4 protein-coding genes are annotated in these 3,513 nt (G+C 55.7%); all 4 read left to right on the top strand.

Features of this window, described 5'->3' with window-relative positions; genetic code table 11:
- Positions 1-133 precede the first annotated feature (133 nt).
- On the top strand, positions 134-364 hold the full coding sequence (locus tag QZP87_RS06615; RefSeq protein WP_291320532.1) for a type II toxin-antitoxin system HicA family toxin: 231 nt from the start codon (positions 134-136) through the stop codon (positions 362-364).
- Between the two features lie 312 nt (positions 365-676).
- Positions 677-2,305, top strand: a complete 1,629-nt coding sequence (locus QZP87_RS06620) for a peptide chain release factor 3 (protein WP_291322132.1) — start codon at positions 677-679, stop codon at positions 2,303-2,305.
- A complete protein-coding gene (locus QZP87_RS06625; RefSeq protein WP_291322133.1) occupies positions 2,302-3,084 on the top strand; it encodes an inositol monophosphatase family protein in 783 nt (260 codons plus the stop codon). Before QZP87_RS06620 ends, QZP87_RS06625 begins: the two co-directional genes overlap by 4 nt.
- 256 nt (positions 3,085-3,340) lie before the next feature.
- A partial coding sequence (locus QZP87_RS15560; protein ID WP_363330997.1) for a nucleotidyltransferase domain-containing protein occupies positions 3,341-3,513 on the top strand: 173 nt, incomplete at its 3' end.

Raw genomic sequence — 3,513 nt, forward strand, 5'->3', positions numbered from 1 at the left:
CATTCCCAGGGCGAGACAGTGGAAGAAGCTGTAGCCAATATTCAGGAAGCCATTGAGCTCTGTCTGGAAACATTAAACCAGCGGGCCAGACCTACCAGTTCAGACGACCAGGTGCTTGAGGTGGCCTTATAAAATGTCCCGGCTGGGCAACTACTCCGGTATCACCGTGGTCCGGGCTTTTCAAAATGCCGGCTGGTCCGTATCCAGAAAGAGGGGAAGCCATGTTGTTCTGGAAAAACCCGGGCATGAGGCGACACTTTCCATTCCAGTGCATAAGGGCAGGGACATAAAGCGCGGAACCCTCCGGGATCTGATTAAAGATGCCGGCATGACGGTTGACGAATTTACTTCGCTTTTGCCTTGACAGACTGACCAAACAACATCCAGCTTGACGCTTTCCTTTATTATCTTTATCTTTTCAGGTTTTCCAGGCACAAGACTCTATTTTTTCTGTGCAAGAAACCACGTAAATGTTCACCATGATAACTGGTTCTGTCGGGGTCGGTATCGGAATCGGGATCGGTATCGAAGCTGTTGGGGAAGGCCCCACGCAACTTTGGCTTTCGGTTTTCTATCGACCCCGATACCGATACCGACCCCGACACCGATGGCCAGAACAAGAGTACACACAAAATGTGCTGAACAGTTACAAAACCACAAACAATCACCATATACCATGAGTCAGACAACACCATCAGAATCCCAGTTAGCTCAGGAGGTCCGGAAGAGACGGACCTTCGGCATCATCAGTCACCCGGATGCGGGCAAGACCACCCTCACCGAGAAGCTGCTGCTCTTCGGAGGGGCCATCCAGATGGCCGGGAGCATCAAGGCCAAAAAGGCCCAGCGCCACGCCCGCTCCGACTGGATGGAAGTGGAGCAGAAGCGCGGCATTTCAGTTGCTTCATCTGTGATGAAGTTTCTTTACCAGGACTGCGAGATAAACCTCCTGGACACCCCGGGCCACCAGGATTTTTCCGAGGATACTTACCGGGTGCTCACTGCCGTGGATTCGGCGCTCATGGTCATCGACTCGGTCAAGGGCGTGGAGGAGCAGACCAGAAAGCTTATGGATGTCTGCCGCATGCGCTCTACACCCATTATGACCTTTATCAACAAACTGGACCGCGACGGCCGGGACCCTTTCGAGCTGCTGGACGAAATCGAAAACACCCTGGGCATCCAGGCCGCGCCCCTGACCTGGCCCATAGGTATGGGCAAGCTCTTTCAGGGAGTCTATGACCTGGTCAACCAGGATATTCGCTTTTTCACCCCGCCTGATCACAAGGGCAGACGTCCAGAGGAGAGGGCGGTGATCAAAGACCTGGAGGACAGCAAGCTGGATGAACTCATCGGCTCAGCCGCGGCAGAGTCTCTACGCCAGGACCTGGAGCTTATCCATGGTGCCGGCTATCCCTTTGACCGGGATGCTTATCTGGAGGGCAGGCAGACCCCGGTTTTTTTCGGCAGCGCGGTGAACAATTTTGGAGTGGGTGAACTGCTGGAGACCTTTGTCCAGGAAGCCCCACCACCCAGGCCCAGACCGGCCAGTACCAGGGAGGTTTCCCCCCTGGAGCAGGAATTTTCAGGTTTTGTTTTCAAGATCCAGGCCAATATGGACCCGGCGCACCGGGACCGGATTGCCTTTATGCGCATCTGCTCCGGGCGCTTCTATAAGGGCATGAAGGTGCGCCATCACCGCATAGGCAAGGATATCCAGCTTTCCAACGCCATAATCTTCATGGCCCAGGACCGGGCCGGGGTGGAAGAGGCCTGGCCCGGGGACATTATAGGGGTGCACAACCACGGGATACTAAGGATCGGAGATACTCTGAGCAGCAAAGAAGAACTGCAGTTTCTGGGCATTCCCAATTTTGCTCCGGAGTTTTTTCAACGGGTGTTTCTAAAAAATCCCATCAAGTCCAAACAGCTGGAAAAGGGCCTGGTGCAGCTCACCGAGGAGGGGGCCATCCAGCTCTTCAGGCCTGTGGAGGGCAATGACTACATCCTGGGGGCCATCGGGTCTTTGCAGTTCGATGTCACCGCGGCCAGGCTCAAGACAGAGTACGGGGTGGATGCAGCTTACGAGCCTCTGGACTATTCCACTGTGCGCTGGATTTGGGCCCGGGATAAAAAGGCCCTGGAAAAGTTCAGAAAAAGATATTTCAATTCCCTGGTCCAGGACGTGGAAGGATACCCGGCCATGCTTTTCGCCACCAGGTGGCGTCTGGAACGTACCCGGGAGGAATGGCCCGAAATCGAGTTCCTGGCCTCCCGGGAGCAGCAGGAGGCTGAGGCGGCATGATTATTAACCGGGACCTTATAGATGATGCGCTGCAGGCGGTGCGAGGGGCAGGGGAGATTATCCTCAAGGCCTGGGACAGGCCGCGCAACATCAGGCACAAGGGCCGCATCGACCTGGTCACGGATACAGACGTGGCCGTGGAGGACAGCCTGAAGAGATCCCTGGGCCGGATCCTGCCTGAGGCTGACTTTCTGGCCGAGGAATCTGCCGGGGAGACAGAGCTCAGACACGGTCCAACCTGGATCGTGGACCCCCTGGACGGCACCACCAATTTTGCACACAGGATTCCTTTTGTGGCCGTGTCCGTGGGGCTCTGGCAAGGCGGGGCTGTCAAAATGGGCATTGTCTATCTGCCGGTGCTGGGAGAGATGTACTGGGCCGCCCAGGACCAGGGGGCTTTTCTAAACGGGGAGCAAATAAACGTCACTGACACCCGGGACCTTGTCCAGGCCCTGGTGGCCACCGGCTTTCCCTATACCATAAAAACCGACGTGGACCAGGTGCTTGACTACATGCGCCGGGCCCTGATGGCTACCCGGGGTGTGCGTCGCTGCGGTTCTGCAGCCACGGATCTGGCCTTTACCGCGGCCGGGCGTTTTGATGCCTTTTTCGAAATAGGCCTAAAGCCCTGGGATACTGCCGCCGGAGCCTGCCTCATCCGCGAGGCCGGAGGAATGGTCAGCACCATGGACGGGCAGGATTATTTTCCTGGGCAGGATACCATCCTGGGCAGCAACAAGATGCTGCATGAACAGATGATCAAAATGCTCGGGGCTTAAGCCTGGCTGATGGCTGCATGGATGATTGTTCCGCTGTAACCATTCAGGGGGTTAATCGGTGGTGATTACTTGCACCAGGCCCTGGGGACTGTCCCGCACTTATTTTTCTAACGCTCACATCTGTAAATTGTTCATCAGAAAAAAATAAGTGCGGGACTGTCCCCTGGTCACGCCAGAGGCGTGATTGAGGCATCCCCTGAATGGTTACGTTCCGCCTGGTCGGACAGGGCCTTATTGATTTTTTTCAGGAGAAATTATGAAACCAGCGCCTGCAGATATCGCCGACAGGGTAAAACCAGTCCTGTCCGAACACAGACAGGTCATAGCAGCCTATCTTTTTGGCTCTGCTGCATCCGGGCGACTGCGCCCCGGCAGTGACATCGATATTGCTGTCCTGCTGGATGAAAGAGCAGGAAAATTCGACCGCAA

Source organism: Desulfonatronospira sp., from assembly GCA_003563255.1.
Classification (GTDB): domain Bacteria; phylum Desulfobacterota; class Desulfovibrionia; order Desulfovibrionales; family Desulfonatronovibrionaceae; genus Desulfonatronospira.